The organism is Bradyrhizobium genosp. A, assembly GCF_049949275.1.
Classification (GTDB): Bacteria; Pseudomonadota; Alphaproteobacteria; order Rhizobiales; family Xanthobacteraceae; genus Bradyrhizobium.
Genome location: NZ_CP188196.1, coordinates 2562997 through 2577628, shown reverse-complemented (window position 1 = coordinate 2577628; position 14632 = coordinate 2562997). Strand labels below are relative to the sequence as shown.

The 14632-nt window shown below is 64.0% G+C and carries 10 protein-coding genes; 4 read left to right on the top strand and 6 right to left on the bottom strand.

The genetic code is table 11. The annotated features are described in order from the left end of the window. Positions 1-144: 144 nt before the first annotated feature. Positions 145-3252 carry a DEAD/DEAH box helicase gene (locus ACP2YP_RS11980; RefSeq protein ID WP_426424336.1) on the bottom strand — a complete coding sequence of 1036 codons (3108 nt, stop codon included), beginning with the start codon at positions 3250-3252 and terminating at the stop codon, positions 145-147. On the opposite strand from ACP2YP_RS11980, the gene ACP2YP_RS11975 reads away from it, so the two are divergent. Then, the gene (locus tag ACP2YP_RS11975) at positions 3251-3421 is read left to right on the top strand and encodes a hypothetical protein (protein WP_426424334.1); all 171 of its coding nucleotides are present in this window, start codon (positions 3251-3253) and stop codon (positions 3419-3421) included. The genes ACP2YP_RS11980 and ACP2YP_RS11975 overlap by 2 nt on opposite strands. Positions 3422-3654: 233 nt before the next feature. Here the strand turns inward: ACP2YP_RS11975 and ACP2YP_RS11970 are convergent, their stop codons facing one another. Further along, positions 3655-4842, bottom strand: coding sequence for a CaiB/BaiF CoA transferase family protein (locus ACP2YP_RS11970; protein ID WP_426424332.1), 1188 nt, complete (start codon positions 4840-4842; stop codon positions 3655-3657). 187 nt (positions 4843-5029) lie between these two features. Between ACP2YP_RS11970 and ACP2YP_RS11965 the strand changes: the two genes are divergently transcribed. Next, the gene (locus tag ACP2YP_RS11965; RefSeq protein ID WP_426424331.1) at positions 5030-5914 is read left to right on the top strand and encodes a VOC family protein; all 885 of its coding nucleotides are present in this window, start codon (positions 5030-5032) and stop codon (positions 5912-5914) included. A gap of 19 nt (positions 5915-5933) precedes the next feature. On the opposite strand, the gene ACP2YP_RS11960 is transcribed toward ACP2YP_RS11965, so the two are convergent. From ACP2YP_RS11960 to ACP2YP_RS11950, 3 genes are all read right to left on the bottom strand, one after another. After that, positions 5934-6995, bottom strand: a complete 1062-nt coding sequence (locus ACP2YP_RS11960; RefSeq protein ID WP_426424329.1) for an ABC transporter permease — start codon at positions 6993-6995, stop codon at positions 5934-5936. Then, positions 6992-8518: a sugar ABC transporter ATP-binding protein gene (locus ACP2YP_RS11955; RefSeq protein ID WP_426424328.1), complete on the bottom strand. Its 1527-nt coding sequence runs from the start codon at positions 8516-8518 to the stop codon at positions 6992-6994. The genes ACP2YP_RS11960 and ACP2YP_RS11955 overlap by 4 nt, the downstream gene beginning before the upstream one ends. A 62-nt stretch (positions 8519-8580) precedes the next feature. Continuing rightward, on the bottom strand, positions 8581-9546 hold the full coding sequence (locus ACP2YP_RS11950) for a sugar-binding protein (protein WP_426424326.1): 966 nt from the start codon (positions 9544-9546) through the stop codon (positions 8581-8583). Between the two features lie 258 nt (positions 9547-9804). Here ACP2YP_RS11950 and ACP2YP_RS11945 point away from each other — a divergent pair, with 258 nt between their 5' ends. Then, the gene (locus ACP2YP_RS11945) at positions 9805-11073 is read left to right on the top strand and encodes an ROK family protein (protein WP_426424325.1); all 1269 of its coding nucleotides are present in this window, start codon (positions 9805-9807) and stop codon (positions 11071-11073) included. A gap of 103 nt (positions 11074-11176) precedes the next feature. Next, positions 11177-12277 carry a DNA polymerase IV gene (gene dinB / locus ACP2YP_RS11940; protein ID WP_426424324.1) on the top strand — a complete coding sequence of 367 codons (1101 nt, stop codon included), beginning with the start codon at positions 11177-11179 and terminating at the stop codon, positions 12275-12277. A gap of 36 nt (positions 12278-12313) precedes the next feature. Here dinB and ACP2YP_RS11935 read toward each other — a convergent pair whose 3' ends face one another. Beyond that, positions 12314-14473: an exonuclease domain-containing protein gene (locus ACP2YP_RS11935; protein WP_426424323.1), complete on the bottom strand. Its 2160-nt coding sequence runs from the start codon at positions 14471-14473 to the stop codon at positions 12314-12316. Between the last annotated feature and the right edge of the window lie 159 nt (positions 14474-14632).

Genomic DNA, 14632 nt, shown 5'->3' with positions numbered 1-14632 from the left:
GAAGGGCCGCGTCATAGTTCTCCATCCCGCTCTCTGGAACCCGGATTTTCCCGATGCCTTCGACGCGTGCGTGGCGTTCCTGCTCTCGCCGGATGCTGCGGCCATCACCGGCCAGCAGCTCGCTCTGAAGTCGCGGCTCTGCCGTCACGCTTCGTCGAGAAGCTCGAACATTTCCTCGACCATGTCGAACGGACTATCGCGCAGCTGGCTATGGTAGACGACGCGATCGCCGTCGCGTTGCAACGTCTTCCCCTTGGACTTCCGCAGCCGTCCCGGCAGGAACGTCGCGGCCACCGCGCTTTGCCCGACGTCGAGGCGGACGATGCCTCTGCGCTTGCAATCCATCCTCAGTCGCGCAGCCGCAAAGAAGTCGCGGGCGGCCTGCGGCAAGGGTCCGAAGCGGCGCGAGGTTTCCTCCTCGAGATCGTCGAGCTCGTCCTCGCTGGCGCAGCGCGCGGCGCGGGCATAGAGCTCCAGCCGTACGGGAGCGGATTGCACGTAGCTTTCGGGGAGCATGTCCGCGACCGGCAGGTTGAGGTCGGGCACCCACACCAGGGACCTGCTGTCATCGACCTTTTCCGACGCCATCTTCAAAAGGTGGCTGTAGAGCACGGGGCCGAACACCTGGACGTGGCCGGATTGCTGCTCCGAGAACAGATCGCCCGCCCCTCTCAGATCCAGATCGCGCTCGCTGATCGCAAAGCCTGCGCCTGGCCGGCTGAACTCCTCCAGCACGGCCAGCCGCTTCTCGGACTGCCCCGAAGCCGACTCGGTCAGCAGAAATGCGAAGGCGCGGATGCCGCCGCGACCGACGCGTCCGCGCAGCTGGTGCAGCTGGGCGAGACCGAAATTTTCGGGCCAGCACACCACGATGGTGTTGGCGCGCGGGATATCGAGGCCGCTCTCCACGATGTTGGTGGCGAGCAGGACGTCGGCGTTGCCCTCGACGAAGGTCATCATCCGGTCGTCGATCTCGTCGGCCGGCAATTTGCCGTGCAGGCAGACGATCCTAAGATCGGGCGCTACAGCCTGCACGCGCGCCAGCATCGGCTCCAGATCCTGGATCCGAGGGCAGATCAGAAAGCTTTGCCCGTGCCGCCGCTGCTCGCGCAGCAGGGCCGAAGCGATGGCGGCATCGGAGAGCGGCGCGATCTTGGTCGCGACCGGAAGCCGGTGAACCGGGGGCGACGCAATGACGCTCAGATCCCTGAAGCCGGCAAGACCGGCGGCGAGCGTGCGCGGGATCGGCGTGGCGCTCATCCAGAGGGTATGGACATTTTTGGCCAGCCCCGAGAGCTTTGCCTTCTCGGCGGCGCCAAAATGCTGCTCCTCGTCGATGATGACGAGACCGAGATCACTAAATTTCACGTCCTTCGAGGTGAGCGCCTGCGTTCCGACCACGACCTTCACCCGGCCGCTGCGCAAGCCCTCCTTGGTCTCCCGCGTCTCGGCACCGGACGTGGCGCGCGACAGGCTGCCTACCTCGATGTCAACAGGCGCAAACCGCTTGCGGAAGGTCGCGACATGCTGCCGGGCCAATACGGTCGTCGGCACCGCGATTGCGACCTGCTTTCCGGACAGCACCACGGCGGCCGCCGCCCGCAGCGCCACCTCGGTCTTGCCGAAGCCGACGTCGCCGCAAATGACCCGGTCCATGGGATGGCCGGACGCGAGATCATCCAGCACGTCGTGGATAGCCTTGGCCTGGTCGATCGTCGTGAAATAGGGAAAGCGCGCGACGAATTTCTCGTAGGCCGATCCCGGCGGGACCAGCTTGGCGGCGCGCCGCCGCTTGCGCTGACTGATGTGCTTGGCGAGCGCCTTGCCGGCGAGCTGGATCTCCCGTTCGGCCTCGGTGCGGCGGGCCCACCATGTGCTGCCATCCGCTTTGTCGAGCGCGAGCTTGCCGCGCTCCGTCGAGTAAGGCCACATCTGCGCCAGATCGGGCGGTGGCACCAGAACCGCGTTATCGCCCCCAAACGAAAGCCTGACCATCTCGCGCAATGCGCCGCCACCCGTGTTCACGGTCTGCAGGCCATCGAGCACGGCAAGGCCACGCTGAAGATGCACGACCACCGTGCCCTGCTCCGGCACGTCGGCATGATCGAAGGCCGCGATCCAGCTTCGCGCCATCGGCTGCGGATGATGCGCACGGCTGCCGAGCACGTCACTCGCCGTCAGGACGACGGTGGGCTTCTTGCCGGGAATGACGAAGCCGCCATCGAGATCGGCCAGCAGCGCCACGTCGCGATGGCGCGCGCTCTCGGCCTCGTCCCAATCCGCGACGCGTTCGGTCCGCACGCCGCTCATGCGCTCTATCGCGCGCAGATCTTCCTCCTGCGCCGCGACGAAGATCAGGCGCGAACCGGCGCGCCTGACATCCTCGACGAAGGCGCGGAGCGCCTTCCTGGTGGATGACAGCTTGGAGAATTCCGGCGTCGGCTGGAACGGCGCGGTGCGCGGCAGCACCTTCATGCCGCGGGTCGCCTGCTTCCAGTCAGGGCGTCCCAGATATTCGCGCTCCCTGTCCGCGCGGCCCGCGGCCTCCTCGATCGTGCTCAGCCAGGCATCGGCATGCACCGACACGCCGGCATCCGCGATCCATTTGGCCTTGCCGCAATAGTCGAACAGCGTCGCGCGCTTGGCCCGCGCACCAGCGATGGCGAGCCGCTCCGACATGGGATCGACGAGAAGCTCCTTGGTCTCGAAGATGATGTCGTGCTCTTTCGGATCGAACGCTACGATCCGACGGATGGTGCGCCCGGAATGCTCCACCCGGAACGGACCCAGCGCGCCGGCCGGAAATATCTCAAAAGTCTGGCCGTGAAACAGCGCACCGCCCGGATAATCCGGCTCGTCGTCGAGATCATAGCCCAGCGCTTCGAGACGAACGCGAAGCTCACTCTCGGAAAACGTGCCGCCGACCTTCAAGCCCGTATTGAGGCGCAACAGGCTCGCCGGCGGCGGCAAGCGCTCCATCACGGCTTCCGCCGTCGCGACGAGAAAGATCGGCTTCTTGGTTTTCGCAAGCCGCCGCAGCACCGAGGCGCGACGGCCGGCGATCTCGCGCGATGGCTCCAATTGGTCGAACGGCAGGGTGTTCAGCCGCGGAAACACCAGCACTTCGCAGGACGGATCGAGCGCATGAATGACGCTGCCGAGCCGCTCCGCCCTGTTCTCGCTCTCGGCGAGGAACACGAGGCCGCTGCGGCCAGAGTCTTTCCACTGCGCCAGCAGATGCAGCGCCATCATGCCAAGCGGCGACGACGACGCGATCGTGGCGCGCTGCGAACCCTTGCTCGGCTTTGAAGAATTCTTGCTCGGCGAACGCCTGCTTGTCGAGCTCTTCGCCGGCGAGCGCTTCTTTGGCGAACTCTTGACTGGCGAGTTCTTGGCTGCCGGCCGCACTTTCCTGGAATGATGCACGTGAATCCGTTTCTCGTCGTAGGCAGTCGTCAATGGCACGCGCAGCCGAGCTCATCCCGATTCGGTCGCGGATGGTCATGCATATGGGACGAGACGCGCGAACGCACGCCTCCCCCAAAATCCTCATACGACGCAAAGGTCGCCGGCAAACGCAAAAAGCGCGAGGACAAGCCGCCAGTCGTCTAGCAGACGCGCCGGTCGATTACCACTCTGGTCTCGACGTCGCGGCTAAATGATGCCGCTCTGCCGAAGCGCTGCAATCGCAGCCTCGTCGTAGCCGAGTTCCGCCAGCACAGAATCAGTATGTTCGCCGAGCGTCGGCGGACGCGTCGCGATCTCGCCCGGTGTTTCCGACAGCCGGACGGCGGCGCGGGCAACCGGTGCCTGTTTCGGCAGGCCGGGATAGTCGACGTCCTGCAAAAAGCCGGCGGCGCGGATGTGCGGATGATCCAGCGCCTGCTGCGGGCTCAAAACAGGCCCGGTCGGAATCATCGCCTTGCCGAGGGTGTCGACCGCCTCCTGCGTGGTGCGCTCGGCGCACCAGCGCGCCATCCGCTCGCTAATGACGGGGCCATTGTTGCCGCGGCTGATGTCGTCGGCAAAGCGCGGGTCGTTCAGCCACTGCTCCTCCTCGCCCATCAGCCTGGCCCAGCGCTTGAACAGCGGATGGCCGGTGACCTGGCACAGCACCCAGCCGTCCTTGGTGCGGTAGATATCCGCGGGTGCGGCGGTCTGGCCGAGATTGCCGGTCGGGACGCGATTGACGTTGATGACGGCCTGCTCGATCAGCGTCGCATTGGTGAAGGACAGCGCGGTTGCAAGCAATGCGCCCTCGACGATCTGCCCGCGCCCGGATTTGCCGCGCTCGATCAGTGCGGCCAGCGTCCCGAACGCGCAATGCAGCGCGGTGCCGAAATCGACCCAGTTCACCGCCGCGCGGTAAGGCGGATTGCCGGCGCCGGTCATGTAGACCGAGCCCGACATGACCTGGCCTACGCCATCAAATCCGACGCGGTCGGACCACGGGCCCGGTCCGCCGAACGCAGTAGCCGTCGTGAGGATGATGTCCGGCTTGATCGCCTTCAGCGAGTCATAATCGAGCTTCATCGCGCGCAAGGTCTGCGGCGGCAGATTGGCGACGACCACGTCTGCCGTCTTAACCAGCCGGCGTATCACCTCCTGCCCCTCCGGCGTCATCGGATCGAGCGTGATGCACTTCTTGTTGCGGTTGACCTGGAGGAACAGCGCGCCCTCGCCGCCTTCGCCGACCGGTGCCACGAAGCGATCCTCGCTGCCGTCGCGCTTTTCGACGCGAATGACCTCGGCGCCGAACTCGGCCAGCAATGTCGCGCAATACGGCCCCGCGATATAGCGCCCGAAATCGAGGACGCGCACGCCTTCCAGAACTCCCCCCATCGACCTCTTCTTTCCCTCACCATTTCCGGTGAGATTACAGGGAACGGGTGCCACGGCAAGGTGCAGCGCACGCGATGCCTTGTCCTCAAGATGCTGCTCTCAAGATGTGATCAGCCAACCGTTTCGGCTGGCGGAAATTCTGCTCTAGTATGGAGCTAGCAGTCCCACCAGCGAGAAGCGCACATCCATGCCGCAACAATTCGATCGATCCGCAGAAGATCTCGGCAATGCCATTCACTTCGAGCACGTCAACATCCAGGTTCCGGACCAGCGGCTCGCCACGCTGTTCTACGTCACCGGCCTCGGGCTGACCCGCGATCCCTATCTGATGGTGTCCGACACCAACATGTGGATCAATGTTGGAAGGAGCCAGTTTCATTTGCCTGATGGCAAGGCGCAGGTGCTGCGCGGCCATACCGGGCTGGTCATCGAGGGCCGCGAGGCCCTGCTGGCGCGCCTGGCCTCGGTCGCCGGGAAGCTCGAAGGCACCGCCTTCGCGTACGCCGAACATAACGATTATGTCGAAGCGACCTGCCCCTGGGGCAACCGCATCCGCGTCCATGAGCCGGACGCGGCGCGCTTCGGGCGCATCACGCTCGGCATTCCCTATGTCGAGTTCGACGTGCCGGCCGGCTCGGCGCAGGCAATCTGCGCCTTCTATCCGGAGATCATGGGCATGCCCGCCAGCTTGCGCAATGGCGACGGCAAGGTCGCGGCGGTAAAGACCGGCCGCGACCAGCATCTGCTGTTCCGCGAGACCGATCGGCCACAGCCCGGCTATGACGGCCACCATGTGCAGATGTACATCACCGATTTCTCCGGCCCTTACCGCAAGCTGCTGGCGCGCGACCTGATCTCTCGCGAGGACAACCAGTATCAGTACCGTTTCTGCGACATCGTCGAGCTCGACAGCGGCAAGCATCTGTTCACGGTCGAGCACGAGGTGCGCAGCGCGACGCATCCGATGTTCATGCGGCCGATGGTCAATCGCAACCCTGTGGTCAACAACCGCAACTACGCCTACGGCCACGATCAGGCATCGTGGGCGATGGGGCCGGATCAATACGACTGATAGGCAATTTTCGCATTCGTCAAGCCTGGTCGCCCGTTCTCACCGGCACCGCGTCCACGCCGCGCGATGATGCGTCCTGTTGTCCTTGCACGAGCGTCGATCTCGGCGCCGTGCGGGCGAGGCCGGCCAGCGCCTGCTTGCGCCGGCGTCGGGCCTGCAATTGTTGATCAGCCAACACGCCGATCAGAATCACCGTTCCCATCACCGCGAAGTTCAGGGAATTGGGGATGCCAAGGATATTCACGAGGTTCTGCAGCACCTGCAGCAGCGCAGTCCCCAGCACGATACCGAGGATAGAACCCTCGCCGCCGCGCAGGCTGCAGCCGCCCAGCACGGCAGCCGCGATCGCGTAGAGCTCGTAGAAATTGCCGAAGGAGCTCGGAGACACCGAGTTCGTGTAGAACACGAACAAGACCGTCGCAACTCCGGCGAGCCCACCACTGATGATATAGGCAGTTGCGATCACCAGATTCGTGTTGATGCCGGAGAAGCGCGCCGCCTCCTCGTTCTTGCCGACGGCATAAAGCCAGCGCCCATAGACCGAGCGGTGCAGCAGCACGCCGAGGACGAGCGCGAGGATGATCAGGAGGATGAAGGTGTTCGGGATGCCCGCCACATGGCCGGAGGCAATGTTGCTCAGGGTCCCGGCCTCGTCGCCATAGCCGAAGCCGCGTGTCGAGTCGGTCGTATAGTAGCGGGCGGCGCCGCGATAGATCAGCAACCCGCACAGCGTCACGATGAAGGGCTGCATTTTGAGCCGGGTGATCAGGACCCCCTGAATGGCCCCCAGCGCCAGGCCGCCCAGCAGCACAGCCAGCAGCGCCAAGGGCCAGGGAACCTGGTAGGTCGTCAGAAGATCGACGAATACGACGCCGAGCAGCGCGAACATCGAGCCGAGCGAAAGGTCGATGCCGCCGGTGATGATCACGAGCCCTTCGCCAAGCGCAAACACGCCGAACAGGCCGATCAGATTGGCCATGTTCAGCAGGTTCACCACCGACAGGAAGGCCGGATTGATCATGCCCGTGATGACGGAAATCACCACGAGCAGCAGGCCAAGGCCGAGTTCTTTCTTGTTCATGGCGCAGCGGCTTCCACGGTTTCCAGCGCCTGGCCCATTGCAAGCCGCAGCACGTTGTATTCACTGAATTGCGGGCGTTCCAGCACGCCGCTGACGCTGCCTTCATGCATCACCGCGACCCGGTCGGAGACGCCGATGACCTCCTCCATGTCCGAGGAGATCATCACGATCGCGACGCCCTGGTCGGCGAGTTCGCGCATCAGCGCGTAGATCTCGCTCTTGGCACCGACATCGATGCCACGGGTCGGCTCGTCGAAGAACATCACGCGCGGCTGCATGGAAAGCCACTTGCCCAGCACGACTTTCTGCTGGTTGCCGCCGGAGAGCGTCACGGCCTCCATGTCGATGCTCGGCACCTTGATGGAGAGCCGCCTGACCTGCTCCTTGGCGACATTGCGCTCGGATGCGCCGCTGACCAGCCACATCCGGGCATAGTTCAGCAGGTTCGCCAGCGTCACGTTCTCGCGGATCGGCAGCTCCAGCACGAGCCCGGATTTCTTGCGGTCCTCCGGCACCAGATAGATGCCTTGCCTGATCGCGTCCCGGGGCGATGCGATTTCGACCGGCGCGTTGTCGATCCTGATCTCGCCACCCAGCAGCGGGTCGACGCCGAAGGCCGCGCGGGCAAGCGAGGTGCGACCAGCGCCCACCAGCCCCGCCAGTCCGAGGATCTCGCCATGCCGCACGGAAAGATCGATCTGCCGGTCGGGGAAGGCTGTCGTCACGAGGCCGACGATGTCGCAGCCGCCCGGCTGCGGCGGCCGTTTCGGCGGTGTATGCAGCGCTTTCAGGTCGCGGCCGATCATCAGCCGGATCATTGTGGCATGGCTGAGCTTGTCTCGCGCGAGCTCTCCCACCGTGCGCCCGTCGCGCAGCACCACGACGCGGTCGGCGCAAGTCATGATCTCGCCGAGCCGGTGGGAGATATAGATCACTGCGATGCCGTGTGCCTTCAGATCGGCAATCACCTCCAGCAGCCGCTCGGTCTCCGAAATCGTCAGGCTCGAGGTCGGCTCGTCCATGATGATCACGCGGGCGTCGATCGAGAGCGCCTTGGCGATCTCCACCATCTGACGTTCGGCGATCGACAAATTGTCGACCAGCGTGTCAGGGGTGAAATCGGCGCCCAGCCGCTCCAGCAGCGGCGTCACGCGGGCGTGCATCTCCGCACTGTCCACCAGCTTCAGCGGGCCGCCGACGAGCTTCTCGCGTCCGATGAAGACGTTCGCGGCGACGTCGAGATTCTCGAACAGGTTCAGTTCCTGATGCACGAAGGCGATGCCGGCCTGCGTCGCCTCGTTCACGGTCAATTCGGCATGGTCAGTGCCGCCGATGCGGATCACGCCCGCGCTTGGCGCGATCACGCCGCCCAACACGCGCATCAACGTCGACTTGCCGGCGCCGTTCTCGCCGATCAGGCCCAACACCTCGCCGTGGTGCACGCGCAGGCTGACATCGTTGAGAGCCATGACGCCGGGATAGGACTTGCTGATCCCGGCGAGCTCGAACAGGATTTCCGCCATTCACTTCCTCCCAACCGACGCCCGGCGGGCCATGCCCGCCGGGCGTCGAAAGGTACTGAGGGTCACTTCTTCAGCAGATCCTTCATATGAGCGGTGAACTCCGCGACGTTGGTCTTGCTGATCACCTGGGTCGGCACGATTAGCTTGCTGTCAGCCGGAATCCAGGACTTGTCACCGTTCAGCGTCTTGATGATATTGGTGGCGGAGAGATAGCCGAATTCGAAAGGCTGCTGCACGACCGTCGATTCGATCGTGCCGTCGGAAATTCCCCGCAGCGTGCGCTGATCCTCGTCGAAGCCGACGATCTTCACCTTGCCAGCCTTGCCCGCCGCCTTGACCGCGTCATAGATCAACGGTGTCTCGTAGCTCCAGAGGCCCGACAGCAGCGCGATGTCGGGATATTTGACGAGCACGTTCTCCATGTTCGCCTTGGCCTTGGCGGAGTCCACCTGGTCGGTGAACACGTCGACCAGCTCGATCTTGGTGCCGGCGATTGCTTCCTTGATACCCTGCACCCGCTCGCGGGCGTTGTCCGCGTCCATCGTGCCGACAAACAGCGCGATCTTGCCGCCATTCGGCAACGCCTTCTTGAACTCCTCGCCTGCTTGCCGCCCGGCTGCGACATTGTCGGTGCCGATATAGGCGAGACGCTTGCTCTGAGGCGCGTCGCTATCCGTCGTGATCAACACGGTCTGGGACGCGACCTTGTTGAGCTCTTCGGTTGCGTGCGGCGCATCGTCGACCGAGATGGAGATGCCGGCGACGCCGCGCACCAGCAGGTCGTCCAGCTCGCGCCGCTGACCCGCCGCGGTCGCATCGTTGGTGACGATCAACTGGATATCGTATTCCGGGTGCTCCTTCTGAGCCTTCTCGAGGCCGCGGCCAGCGATAACCCAGAAATCAGCCGCGGCGTTGGTCACCAGCGCGATGGTCTTTTTTTGCTGGGCCTGCGCCGCACCCGTGGCGATCGCGAACGCAGCGGCGGTCGCGAGCAACGGCACTAGCAATGTCTTCAACGATCCGTTCATGTGTACCTCCCTTTGGTCACCCCGGATGCGGGGCTTCACAGCGCTTTTTTGCGCCCTATTTTATTCACGCAGCGAAGAAATGTTGCAGAGCAGAACGTCAAAATCAAGATGTCCTGGCCGTTTCTTCAAGCGGAAATAGTACATGAGGCGTGGTACTAGTAAATATGGCTCGCCACGACGCACTCCGCGCTGTGCTTTTCCAATCACATGCCGCAATACGCGCTTATTAAATTCATGCTCTGAATTAAATAGGACAGCATGACTGACCAGACCGAGGCACCGAGACGAATTTCAAGCATGGCCCGTGGCTCGAACCGGGGCCGCCTGGTGGAAGTCCTGCGACGCCACGGGCCATTGCCGCGTGTCGAGCTGGCCCGGAGCACGGGACTGAGCTTCCCCGCCGTTTCCGGCCTCACGTCCCGGCTGATCGCGGAAGAGTTGCTGTGCGAGACCGAGACGGCGGCTCCCTCATGGGCCGACGACCCGGATGAAGAGGATCCGGATGGGCTGAATGGCCGCCGCCGTGGCCGGCCAGCCGTGCTGCTGACCCTGAACCCGGAGTTCGGCCGCATCATCTCGGTCTCGCTGCGCATGAATCTGATTGAGACACTGATTGCGGATTTCAGCGGCTTCAGCCTGGCACAATCACGCCTCGAAATCGCGACCCGGTCTCTCGACGCGGGCGCGTTGTGCGACCTCGTCATCACGCAAATCAATGCGATGCTGGAGGCGACGGCCACACCCCGCCATCGGCTGCTGGGAATTGGGATTGCGCTCCAGGGTATCGTGGACGCGGACACTGGCCGGCATCTGTGGAGCCCGGTGCTGTCCGTCACCGACATCGATCTGGCGAAGCCGGTACGTCAGGCATTCGGCACCGAAGTCGTGATGGCGAATGATGCTGTCGCGGTTGCGCTCGCTCTCGCCGCCGCGGAGCCGTCACTGGCGCAGGGCCTGATGGCCCTGATCCTGATCGGCCACGGCGTCGGCATGGGCATCGTGGTCGACGGTGAGGCGCGTTTGGGCGCCGGCGCCGGCAGCGAGATCGGCCATACCAAGCTGGGATCGAACGGGCCGCAATGCCGCTGCGGCCAGCGCGGCTGCATCGAGGCCCATCTCGCCGACTATGCGCTCTACCGCGACGCCCGCACCTTTCTCGACTTGCCGCCAGCGGCGTCGCAGCAGCCGTCCGAGGCGCAGATGGCCCTTCTGCACGAGCGAGCACGGAGCGGGGATCCCCGTCTCGCGCACGTCTTCCAGCAGGCAGGTCGCGCGCTTGCCGAGGCGGTCGCGGCAACGATATCCGTGCTGCGCCCACACCATGTCGTCCTGGCAGGGCCCGGCCTGCAGGCATTCGACATGATGCGCCCCGCCTATGAGGAGCGGCTCGAGCAAGCGGTGTTGCCATGGCTGCTCAAGTCCACGACGATCCATCTGCGTCCGAGCGAGTCGGCGGCCATTGTCGATGGCATGATGCGACGGACGCTGCGGGTCGTGGACCGAAACCACATGGAGACAACCGAATAAGCGACGGTCCCAGCAACCGATTCCAACCACGGCGACGACGAAGAACGACAGCCGAAGCATCCGCCACCTCGCGATTTTCTCGGCGCAATTGTATCATCCGCGCATGAGAGAATCCGGCACCGTGGACAGCGACGCAACACGCGTTCGCAAGATCATCCATATCGACATGGATGCCTTCTACGCGTCGGTGGAACAGCGCGATAATCCGGAGCTGCGCGGCAAGCCCGTCGCCGTCGGTGGTTCGGCCGAGCGCGGCGTGGTCGCTGCGGCGAGCTATGAAGCGCGCAAATTCGGTGTTCGGTCCGCAATGCCGTCGGTGACCGCGAAGCGCCAATGTCCCGACCTGATCTTCGTGAAGCCGCGCTTCGAGGTCTACAAGGCGATCAGCCGGCAGATCCGCGAGATTTTTGCCGAGCACACGGAGATCATCGAGCCCTTGTCCCTCGATGAGGCCTATCTCGACGTGACGGAAAACCTGCAAGGCATCCCGCTCGCGCGCGACATCGCGCTGCGGATCCGCGAGAAGATCAAGGCCGAGACCGGCCTCAACGCGTCGGCGGGGATTTCCTACAACAAGTTCCTGGCCAAGCTCGCCTCCGATCACCGCAAGCCCAACGGCCAGTTCGTGATCTCCCCCGAGATGGGACCCGCCTTCGTGGAGACGCTGCCCGTCGGCAAGTTCCACGGGATCGGCCCGGCAACGGGTGCGAAGATGAACGCACTCGGCTTGTTTACCGGTCTCGACATCCGCAACCAGACGCTCGAGTTCATGAACGCGAACTTCGGCAAGTCGGGCGCCTATTACTACTGGATCTCGCGCGGCGTCGACGACAGGCCGGTGCGGGCCAACCGGATCCGCAAGTCCATCGGTGCGGAAACCACATTCTCGACCGATCTCGCCGATTTCGACGCGCTGGTCACCGAGCTTCGGCCCCTTGTCGACAAGGTCTGGCGCCATTGCGAGACGACCGGCAACCGGGGCCGCACCGTCACCTTGAAGATCAAGTTTGCCGACTTCGAGATCATCACACGCAGCAGGTCCCTGCTCGCGCCGGTCGCAGGCCGGGACGAGCTGGAGCGCCTCGCCTGCGGCCTGCTCGAAGTCGAGATGCCGCTGCCCAAACGGATCAGGCTGCTGGGTGTCTCGCTGTCGTCCCTCCAGCTCGGAGACGATGCGGAGCCGCAACTGACCTTCAAAATTTAATCCGAACCCCTGCGGTCAATCTCTCAGCGACCGGGATCAGGCCGCAATCTCTTCGGCGCCGCTCCCGCCCTCATCGCGCTTTGCATTGATGAGGTTGAGAAGATGCGCGGCGGCGCGGGCGTCGCATAGGGCGCGGTGGTGGTCTTTCAGCTCGATATTGTAGGCGCGGGTGAGCTTGCCGAGCCCGTAAGACTTGTGACCGGGGTAGTGCCGGCGCATGCCCGCGCAGGTGCAGAGTTTTGGAAAACGGAAACGGCGCTCGAGGCGCTCGTATTCCGCGGCGATGAATCCATAATCGAAATTGACGTTGTGGGCGACGAAAACGCCGTCGCCCATGAACTGCATGAAGCCGTCCGCGACCTCTGCGAATAACGGCGCGTTTCGCACCATCTCGTTGGTGATGCCCGTCAAGGCGACGATCTTGGCCGGGATCGACCGCTGGGGGTTGAGCAGCGAATGCCACTCCGCGACAACCTCATGATTGCGGATCTTGACGGCGCCGATCTCGGTGATGCGATCCCCGCCGGTCCAGCCGCCGGTCGTCTCGATGTCGACGACGACATAGTCCTGGTCCGGATCGAAACGGAAATCGGCGCGACCGATTTCTGCGGGAATCCCGGCGTTGCCGAGCTGACGAAGCCGCGTCAGCTGGTTGCGCCTGATGACGTCGCCCTCGGCCTTCACTTCCATGAACGAGACGCTGCCGTTGGTCACGAGCATGAGATCGGGGAAGCCATCGCGCATCGCCCGATAGTCCCCGCACATCAGGCGAAGGATGGTGGCGAGGCCAGTCGCACTCGCGCCTGCCAGCAGCGCGCGGAGTGCATCGATATCGACATGGTCCCAGGCGAACACGCCGTTCGGCTTCCCCCACTTTGCGGCGACGATCCGCAGAACTTGAGGGAGTGCCGCTTGCGAAGCGACGGCTGCAAGCTTGGCCTCGATTTGACTGGCAAAGAGCTGGGCGAAGGTTCTGTCCTTTAGGCAGTGCGGCATCCAATCGAAACCGCTGTGCAGCTGTCCGGATTCGAACAGCTCGTCCCAGAACAGCAATCCGAACAGGCAGTGCCAGAGCGTGTTTTCGGCGTAGAAAACCTCAAGGCCCTGCCGGCGCAAGACACCCGCAATTCCTGCTTCCGGGTTGCCGCGCCACGTATCGTCGACCCGGAGCGTTCGCCCCGTCCGCAGCAGCTCGGTGCATAGTCCCGTCCGGCGTCCATCGAACTTCCGGGCATAGAAATCGCTCGCGAAGACGAATTCGTCGTCACTGGCGGGATCGTCGATCATCCGACGCAGCAGTTCCTCGGCGGCGTCCTTGTCGCCTTCCGCGTAAAGCAGACGGGCGAGGCGCTCGTGACATTCGGCCGAGGAGCCGGCGCGGTAGAGCTGGATCGCCAGCCGGGCCTCTCCCTTCTTCTCAAAGTGCAGACCCGCCTTGTGCGTCGCGCGGCTCCGCAGATCGATCGCATAGTCCGTCGGGCAGACAGGACCGCCGAGAACGTCGTCGACGGAGTTGCGATACACCTCGTCAGATTTGGTCTCGAGCTGGCGCAGCAGGCGGGCATAGTGAAAGCAGGCTCGCGCCTCATCCGCGTCGGCAAACCGGGCGCTGTAATCGGCCTGGTCGTTCGTGCGCAAGATGCCGAGGTCGCGCAACGCGAATTTCTTGAGGGTGTTCTCGGTCTTGCCGAAATAGAGATAGAGCAAAAACTCCAGCGGCTCGGTATCACCGAGCGCGATGAAGGCCTCGCCGCCGCAGTGCTGGAACGCAGTGCCGAACGGCAAATTGGCGAGACAATACTCCGTCAGCTTGCCCTTCGGCCATGAGGCCCGGACATCGCTCATGCCGGCGGCCTTTGCGCCGTCGAACAGCACCGGCTTTGCAAGGCATGCCGAGAACGCTGCGTAGTCCTGCTCGATCAGGCCTCGGACGTAACCGGCGGCAGCAAGCTCTCCCAGCGCGCCGAAAAGGTCGGCGATCTCGGCGTACTTGAACGTGGCGGGATTGAAGACCGTGCCGTTCCGGTTGACCATCCGGATGAACAGGCACTGGGCGTCTTTGGACAGCGACGAAAAGCGAGCGACAAACGCGTGATGCCCTTCGGTCAGCACCGGACCGTAGGTCTCGCAAACGAAGCTCAGCATCTCCGTGAAATGGTCGTGGTAATAGTAGACCGGCAGGACAGGCAGCGTCATCCGTGCTTCGCCCTCGGCACGGCGCAGCGGACTCCCACTCTGGTCAGATTTGCGCAGGCGGCGGAGACACCGCCCGCCCTCGGGTGTTGGGCGATCATGTTCGACTTCTGTTCTTTTCGTCCGGCAGTGTCAAGCGTCGAACGAAGAGAGCTCGTCGGT

Coding starts and splice junctions, on each gene's coding strand:
- ACP2YP_RS11980 (WP_426424336.1), bottom strand. CDS start 3,252: ATGATGGCGCTGCATCTGCTGGCGCAGTGGAAAGACTCTGGCCGCAGC.
- ACP2YP_RS11935 (WP_426424323.1), bottom strand. CDS start 14,473: ATGACGCTGCCTGTCCTGCCGGTCTACTATTACCACGACCATTTCACG.
- ACP2YP_RS11970 (WP_426424332.1), bottom strand. CDS start 4,842: ATGGGGGGAGTTCTGGAAGGCGTGCGCGTCCTCGATTTCGGGCGCTAT.
- ACP2YP_RS11950 (WP_426424326.1), bottom strand. CDS start 9,546: ATGAACGGATCGTTGAAGACATTGCTAGTGCCGTTGCTCGCGACCGCC.
- ACP2YP_RS11975 (WP_426424334.1), top strand. CDS start 3,251: ATGCCAAGCGGCGACGACGACGCGATCGTGGCGCGCTGCGAACCCTTG.
- ACP2YP_RS11945 (WP_426424325.1), top strand. CDS start 9,805: ATGACTGACCAGACCGAGGCACCGAGACGAATTTCAAGCATGGCCCGT.
- dinB (WP_426424324.1), top strand. CDS start 11,177: ATGAGAGAATCCGGCACCGTGGACAGCGACGCAACACGCGTTCGCAAG.
- ACP2YP_RS11955 (WP_426424328.1), bottom strand. CDS start 8,518: ATGGCGGAAATCCTGTTCGAGCTCGCCGGGATCAGCAAGTCCTATCCC.
- ACP2YP_RS11965 (WP_426424331.1), top strand. CDS start 5,030: ATGCCGCAACAATTCGATCGATCCGCAGAAGATCTCGGCAATGCCATT.
- ACP2YP_RS11960 (WP_426424329.1), bottom strand. CDS start 6,995: ATGAACAAGAAAGAACTCGGCCTTGGCCTGCTGCTCGTGGTGATTTCC.